At 55.3% G+C, this 7,171-nt stretch carries 5 protein-coding genes and 2 pseudogenes; 4 read left to right on the top strand and 3 right to left on the bottom strand.

Features of this window, described 5'->3' with window-relative positions:
* A pseudogene (locus ACNKID_RS09235) lies at nt 1–634 on the top strand (hypothetical protein); the annotation flags it as partial.
* Here ACNKID_RS09235 and ACNKID_RS09240 read toward each other — a convergent pair.
* On the bottom strand, nt 626–910 hold the full coding sequence (locus tag ACNKID_RS09240; protein ID WP_417913140.1) for a hypothetical protein: 285 nt from the start codon (nt 908–910) through the stop codon (nt 626–628). The pseudogene ACNKID_RS09235 and the gene ACNKID_RS09240 sit on opposite strands and share 9 nt — an antisense overlap.
* Here ACNKID_RS09240 and trpS point away from each other — a divergent pair.
* Nucleotides 909–1,877, top strand: coding sequence for a tryptophan--tRNA ligase (trpS, locus tag ACNKID_RS09245; protein ID WP_417913141.1), 969 nt, complete (start codon nt 909–911; stop codon nt 1,875–1,877). The two genes, ACNKID_RS09240 and trpS, sit on opposite strands and share 2 nt — an antisense overlap.
* Before the next feature lie 27 nt (nt 1,878–1,904).
* The gene (locus ACNKID_RS09250; protein ID WP_417913142.1) at nt 1,905–2,879 is read left to right on the top strand and encodes a bifunctional N-acetylglucosamine-1-phosphate uridyltransferase/glucosamine-1-phosphate acetyltransferase; all 975 of its coding nucleotides are present in this window, start codon (nt 1,905–1,907) and stop codon (nt 2,877–2,879) included.
* Between the two features lie 16 nt (nt 2,880–2,895).
* Here ACNKID_RS09250 and ACNKID_RS09255 read toward each other — a convergent pair whose 3' ends face one another.
* Nucleotides 2,896–5,805, bottom strand: a complete 2,910-nt coding sequence (locus ACNKID_RS09255) for a tetratricopeptide repeat protein (RefSeq protein ID WP_417913143.1) — start codon at nt 5,803–5,805, stop codon at nt 2,896–2,898.
* A 61-nt stretch (nt 5,806–5,866) separates the two neighbouring features.
* Complete coding sequence (locus ACNKID_RS09260) at nt 5,867–6,049, bottom strand: hypothetical protein (RefSeq protein ID WP_417913144.1); 183 nt, start codon at nt 6,047–6,049, stop codon at nt 5,867–5,869.
* A gap of 263 nt (nt 6,050–6,312) precedes the next feature.
* Between ACNKID_RS09260 and ACNKID_RS09265 the strand changes: the two are divergent.
* Nucleotides 6,313–7,171: pseudogene (locus ACNKID_RS09265) on the top strand (exodeoxyribonuclease III); the annotation flags it as partial.

Consider the following 7,171-nt stretch of genomic DNA (forward strand, 5'->3'; position numbering starts at 1 on the left):
CTTATGCGGAAGTTTTTTTGCTCAGCCCGGCCTGAAGCGTCCGCTTTGCCCGCAGACATGGCTGTTTCCGCGCGTTCAAAGCAACAATGCTGAATTATTCTGTTTTACCGCCGCCTGCGCCGGAAGGATGCTCGCTGCAAGTGCGGCGGAGTGCGCTTGCTTTGCCCTGATTCCAATTGGAACCGGGGCAATTCCAATTGGAATCAGGGCAAAGTCAATTGGAATTGGAACGTTTCCGGTTGGAACCGGGGCAATTCGAATCGGAATCGGGGCAATTCCAATTGGAATTGGAGCGTTTTCGATTGGAATCAGGGCAATTCCAATCGGAATCAGGCCGATTCCGGCAGGAACCGGGCCGATTCCAACCGGAATCGTGTCAATTCCAATTGGAATCAGGGCAATTCCAATTGACTTTGCCCCGGTTCCAATTGGAATCGGGGCGATGCAAACGCGTTTTCAGCTGCCGCTGCGGGCGTTCAGCCGGAGCAAAGCGGTTCCGCAGCGCATGACGCGGCGTTCCGCCTGGCTGCAATTCCTGCCAAAGTTCAAAACAGAGAAATCCTCAAGAAGCAGTGACAACCCAAGTTGTTGCAGGTCGCAACTTGGGTTATGTTATGAACTCATCTCAGAATAAAACGAAGCGGAATAACTGAACAAGCAAGCAGCAGAAAAGCTGAAAAATTATCAGCATGAGGCTCAGATCGGACAACCAGCCGCCTGAAGTTTTGAAGCCAGGCAAAGAGCCGTTCAAAAGTGCATACCAAGCATTAAGGCGGGAGGTTTGAGGAGGCAGTTGCGGCTGTATATTTTTTTTGCAGCAGGCCGGAGCATTTTCTGGCGTTTTCTGATACATTGCCACGGGCAGCCCCTTTTCCTGTTCACATTTTTCAACGCAATCCCCAACCACCATGAAACGCATCCTTTCCGGCATTCAGCCTTCAGGACAGCTCCATATCGGCAACTATTTTGGCATGATGAAAACCATGATCGCCAATATGGAACAGTCTGACCTCTATGTCTTCATTGTTGATCTCCATGCCCTGACCAGCGTCCACGACCGCAAGAAGCTGGCCTCAGGCACTCTTGAGGCGGCGGCGGATTTTCTTGCCCTTGGCCTTGATCCTGACAAATGCACCTTCTGGGTGCAGTCGGATGTGCCGGAAGTCTGCGAGCTGGCTTGGGTGCTGTCCAATGTTACCTCGATGGGATTGCTGGAGCGCTGCCATTCCTATAAGGACAAGACTGCCAAAGGCATCGCCGCCAGCCACGGCCTCTTCGCGTATCCCGTGCTGATGGCCGCTGACATTCTCCTTTATCAGGCGGACATGGTGCCGGTGGGCAAAGACCAGAAGCAGCACTTGGAAGTGGCCCGCGATATCGCAGTGAGCTTCAACAACACCTTCGGCGAGACCTTCACCCTGCCGGAGGCGATGATCGGCGAAAGCACAGCGATCGTGCCCGGCTTGGACGGCCAGAAGATGTCCAAGTCCTACGGCAACACCATCCCGATCTTCTTGGAAGACAAGGAGCTGCGCAAGCGGGTGATGGCTGTGCAGACTGACTCCACGCCGGTGGAGGAGCCGAAAGACCCGGACAAATGCAATCTCTACGCCTTGCTCAAGCTCTTCGCCCCGCCGGAGAAGCTGGCCGAGGTGCGCAATCTCTACCTCAACGGCGGCGCGGCCTACGGCTATCTCAAACAGGACTTGTTCGAGCTGATCCGCGATTATTACGCCGAGGCACGGGCGAAACGAAAAGAGCTGCTGGCCAATCAGGGCTGGCTGCGGCAGGTGCTGAAACAGGGCGCGGAGAAGGCGCGGGCCAAGGCTGCCGTCACCCTCGACTTGGCGCGTGAACGTGCCGGGCTGAAATACTGATTGCTGCCGGACAGCATGAAATACGCCATGAACACTATGAAACATGTTCCCGCAGTGACCGCCGTCATTCTCGCCGCAGGCAAAGGCACCCGTATGAAGTCGGACAAGGCCAAAGTTCTGCACGAGCTGTTCTTTAAGCCCATGCTCCACCATGTGCTGAACGCGGTCGCCGCCGCTTGGATTGAACGCTGCGCCGTGGTTGTTGGTCATCAGCGCGAGGCGGTGCTGGCTTCGCTCGCCGCGTACCGGATCAGCCCGGTTGTGCAGGAGGAGCAGCTCGGCACCGGCCACGCCGTGCTCTGCGCCGAGGCCGCCTGCGCCGGGGCCGATTTAGTGATGATCCTCTGCGGCGACACCCCGCTCATCCGCCCGGAGACCTTGCAGGCCATGCTCCGCCAGCATCAGGAGCGCGGCGCGGCCCTCAGTCTGATGACCACGGAGCTTGACAATCCCTTCGGCTATGGCAGAATCATCAGCGGCGCGAACGGTCAAGTGCTGCGCATTGTCGAGGAGAAAGATGCAGATACGGCGCAGCGGGCGGTGCGGGAGATCAACGCCGGGATTTATTTGGCGGAGCGCGGCTTCCTTTTCACCGCCCTGCGGCAGGTGGGCCGGAACAACAGCCAAGGCGAGGTGTATCTGACCGACATTGTCGGCATCGCGGCGCAGGAAGGCCGCCGGGTGGAGAAGTTTGTCCATAATCCGGCGGTGGATGTGCTGGGCGTGAACTCGCGGGTGGAGCTGGCTCAAGCCCATGCCGAACTGCAAATGCGCCGCTGCCGCGAGCTGATGCTCGCAGGCGTGACTATTTATTCCCCGGAAACGGTGCTGATCTCGCCGGAAAGCGTCATCGGCCAAGATGCCGTCATTCACGCCGGGGTGCAGCTTGTCGGGCGGTGCCAGATCGGCACTGGCGCGGTGATCGGGGCGCACAGCGTCTTGGATGGCTGCGCGGTCGCGGCGGGCGAGCAGGTGCCACCGCTGACTTGGCGGAAAGAGTAAAAAAGGCCGGGACTGATCAGGCGTTGCCTTGCAGCGGATGCGGAGGCAGCACATCCGGGGCGATAGTCTTGAGGATTTCCAAGGCGGGCTGGCGCACTTCCGGGGCAACGCCGTTCAAGTAGCGGACGCTGCCCTCTTTGGCGGCGGCCAAGGCTTCCCGCAGAGGCCGCCAGCGTTCGGCGAGCGGGGATTCCTCCAGCAGGGCTAGGGCTTCCGCTGCCCTGCCGGTGCGAACGGCTTCTTGGAACAAGGTGAGCATGTCCGGCCAATTTTCTTCAAAGAACTCGTCATCTCCTTTGGCAAGCAAAGCGCGGATATGCGGTTCTGCTTCTGGCCACTGCTTGTTTGCGACAAGAAGGGTGGTAAGGGTATGAACGGCATGTAACTTATATTCTAACTCCACGCTTTTTTGAGCGAATGCTATAGCTTCATCAAATTTATCTCGGCGTTCGTAGAAAAACCAAGCAAGAGTATTGTAGCGACTTGAATTAGCTGGATCGATCTTAAGAGATTTTCTATAAGCGGCCTCAGCTTCATCAAATCTCTTGAGATCATTAAGAAGAAAACCAAAATTGTACCAGCATTTAGCATCATCCGGCTTTATTTCCAGAGCTTTTAGGTAAGCGGTCTCAGCCTCGTCAAAGCGTTCAAGTCGTGTCAGCAGAATGCCAAGGAACCACCAGCAGTCAACGTAATCCGGCTTAATCTCCAAAGCTTTCTTGCAAGCGGCTTCAGCTTCATCGAATCGTTTTAGATCATTCAGCAAATTACCAAGACTGTACCAGCAGTCAGCATGATCTGGCTTAATCTCCAGAACTTTTCTGTAAGCGGTTTCAGCCTCGTCAAAGCGTTCAAGTCGTGTCAGCAGAATGCCAAGGAACCACCAGCAGACAGCATAATCCGGCTTGATCTCCAGAACTTTCCTGCAAGCGGCCTCAGCCTCTTCGAATCGTTTTAGATCATTCAATAAATTGCTAAGGAACCACCAGCAGTCAACGTAATCCGGCTTGATCTCCAAAGCTTTCTTGCAAGCGGCTTCAGCTTCATCGAATCGTTTTAGATCATTCAGCAAATTACCAAGACTGTACCAGCAGTCAGCATGATCTGGCTTAATCTCCAGAATTTTTCTGTAAGCAGCTTCACTTTCTTTAAAACGTTTATTTTTTTTTAGCAAATTGCCAAGACTATACAAGTAGTGAGTATTATCCGGCTCAATCTCCAGAGCTTTTCTGTAGGTGCCTTCCGCTTCGTCAAAACGTTTCAGCTTGTCTAGGAAGTAACCAAAGTTGCTCCATCTTCTTGCATCGACTGGATCAGCATCTATAGCATCCCTATAAATATATTCAATTTGTTCTGCCCGTTTTTCAAGAGACGTATCCCAATATAAAGAAAAAAGATAATTAAATGCTTCAGAAACAACTTCGGGCTGACAACTAACTATTTGATTAAAATCAATATTTTTTACCGACATCTCATGATCGCTAAAAAAAAAATTTTCGCCTATATAAAAAAGCAATTCCTCGACGTTAAACTCATGCATGATGTTTTTCAACAAAGGCCGTATTTCTGCGTCTTCGCCTTGCAAGTCAAACATTGCTTCAATTTTTCTTGAGTCTTTCTCCTGCCGCAGCAGACAACGTAAGGCATCATAGTTTAGTTCTTCTTTCAGAAATCTATCTTCAATCGTCTGCGCCAATGCCAATTTATATTCAGCCCAACGAACATCGCTTTTTTCCTCCCGCAGCAGCTTCTTGGCATGACCTTGCAGCTCTGCCGCGCTGAAAAACATCCGCAGAAAATGCACCAGCCAAATCAGCTTGCGCCGCTCTCTTCGGCTGGCCCGCATCAAATACCAAATATTGAAAAAGCGCTCGCCAATCTGAAACGCGGCCCGCTTGCCGGAAGCAGCATCAACTTTCTCAACATGCCCCTGTTGCTGCAAGCGGTTGAGCTGCGCCGAAGCCGTGTTCACATCCCAGACCAACTTGTCCGCAAGCTGCCGGGCGGTCATCGGATCCCAGTTCACCGCCAGCCCGTTCATTAACTGCTGCGCCTGCTGCGGCAGCTCCTCAAAACGGGCCTTGTAGAGCGGAGTGACCAAATCCAGCAGGCCCTCCAAATCGCTGCGCACGTCGCCGTCCAAACCACGCGCCAAGACGTTGTAGAGCAGGACGATAGTGCGGGGATTGCCGTCGGTCAAATTGTGCAAAGTCTTGATTCGGGCCGGGTCGTCATCCAGCAGCTGGGCGACCTGCGGCGTTTTGCCCAGCTCGGCCAGCTTGCGCAGCGTGGCCCGCATCTCCTCCACCGACAAACCTTGCAGCTCGTCAGTCGCATGAAAAAAATCCGCTTCCACCGGCTGCGTGCTCGCCCCGATCAGCAGCAGGCGGGATTCGCGCTGAAAAATTGCCCGCAGCTGCTCCTGCTCGCCTTTCAGCCGCTCCAAAATCAAATCCATGTTGTCCATCAGCAGGAGGAGACGGCAGCCGAGCTTGTCGGCCTCGGCCAGCAGCAGGGCCAGCGCGTCCTCAACCTTATCAACCACCTTGTCGAGCGCGTCAGCATCGTCCTTGCGCCCGCGTTCCTCCAGCAGGTCGCAGAAGGCATCAAGGCAGTTCCGCCAAAGATCGGCAGCGGTGCTGATGTTGTACTGCTCCTCCGGGAAGGTCAGCGGCAGCCAGTGCTTGCCCAGCTCTGCGTCTTCTTCCACAGCAATGCCGATCCGCCGCAGCAAGGTGGATTTGCCCATGCCGCGCAGGCCGAGAATCAAACGGTGCCGACACGGGCCGCCGGGCTGCTCCTGCCGGAGATCGGCAACAATCCGGTCGAGCAGCTCCGTGCGGGCGACAAAATAATTCTTCAGCTCCTCGCGGCTCCACAAGGCCGGATTGTACACGGCTGCTCCGTGCAGGCGAATGTCGTTCATCGTCTTTATTTGTCGTTTTTTGTAGGGGCGGTTCGCGAACCGCCCCTACAGCTACAGCGCATCACGCCGCCGGAACGCTTTCCCGCATCCACCAGCCGAAATCCGCCAATTTGCCGCCAACCACGCCCAAGACCGATTTGGCCCGGTCAATTAGGACGGGCAGAAACATGGCCACCAGTAGGGCCGCTGCCGCCTTCACTGTTTCATTCCAAAGCAACTGCGCCGTATCTCTGATAAAATCCATCTCGCTTTCTCCTGAAAAAAGTTCTATCATCCTTCCTGAAGCTGCCGACGCTTCATCTTAAAACAATTTTTTTGTGCAGTCAAGTACGGGAATAAATTTTTACAACAAAAATTTTGAAATTCAATTTTTCCTCTGAAATCGCTGCCAGCGAAACAGCAGGAATTGACAGCGGCGGGCCGCCTGTGGTTCAATGACCGCTGCTGCGGAACGGCATCCTCTCAGGCATGAGGTGCTGGAGCAGTGACCTTGAACATTGAAGGCAAATGAGTTTTCCCATTGATGAGGCCGTCGCCCGGCTGCGCAAAGAGGCTTGCAGCTGGCAGGTGCCGATAGTTGACCTGATCGCCGCGCAGACCGAAGATCCCTTCAAAGTGCTGGCCGCGACCATTCTTTCCGCCCGCACCAAGGATGAGGTGACAGCGGCGGCGGCCCGGCGGCTCTTTGCGCAGACGGACAAAGCTGAAGATTTAGCCAAGCTCTCAGTTGCCGAGCTGGAGCGGCTGATTTATCCGGTCGGCTTTTTTCACAGCAAGGCGAAATACTTGGCCGAGCTGCCCGCCGCTTTGGTGCGCGACTTCGGCGGCAAGGTGCCGGAGACGGTCGAGGAGCTGATCCGCCTGCCCGGCGTAGGCCGCAAAACCGCCAACCTCGTCGTGGCTGTGGCCTTCAAAAAGCCCGCCATCTGCGTGGACACTCACGTTCACCGGATCATGAACCTCTGGGGCTATGTCGCGACGGAAACGCCTTTGGCCACGGAAATGACCCTCCGCGCCAAGCTGCCGGAGCCATATTGGCTGGAAATCAATTCGCTGCTCGTCGCCTTTGGTCAAGCCCTGTGCAAGCCGCGTTTTCCCCACTGCGACCGCTGCCCGCTGGCGGATATTTGTCCGCGCACGGGCATCGTCCCGCGCAAGCTGCCAATGAAAAAGGAAATATCTGCGGACAAACCGGTCTTGCGGCTGGTCTCATGGAACGTCAACGGCCTGCGGGCGGTTTTAGGCAAAGGCTTTCTTGATGCCGTCCGCCGTCTCGACGCGGACATCTTCGCCTTGCAGGAGATCAAGGCTTTCCCGGAGCAGCTGCCGGAAGCGGCGCGGAGCATTCCCGGCTATCAGGCCTGGT

The organism is Candidatus Electronema sp. TJ (genome assembly GCF_048287355.1).
Lineage (GTDB): Bacteria > Desulfobacterota > Desulfobulbia > Desulfobulbales > Desulfobulbaceae > Electronema.

Bases quoted from the DNA above. Each gene is read 5' to 3' on its own strand.
- trpS (WP_417913141.1), top strand. From the start codon at position 909: ATGAAACGCATCCTTTCCGGCATTCAGCCTTCAGGACAGCTCCATATC.
- ACNKID_RS09240 (WP_417913140.1), bottom strand. From the start codon at position 910: ATGGTGGTTGGGGATTGCGTTGAAAAATGTGAACAGGAAAAGGGGCTG.
- ACNKID_RS09250 (WP_417913142.1), top strand. From the start codon at position 1,905: ATGAACACTATGAAACATGTTCCCGCAGTGACCGCCGTCATTCTCGCC.
- ACNKID_RS09255 (WP_417913143.1), bottom strand. From the start codon at position 5,805: ATGAACGACATTCGCCTGCACGGAGCAGCCGTGTACAATCCGGCCTTG.
- ACNKID_RS09260 (WP_417913144.1), bottom strand. From the start codon at position 6,049: ATGGATTTTATCAGAGATACGGCGCAGTTGCTTTGGAATGAAACAGTG.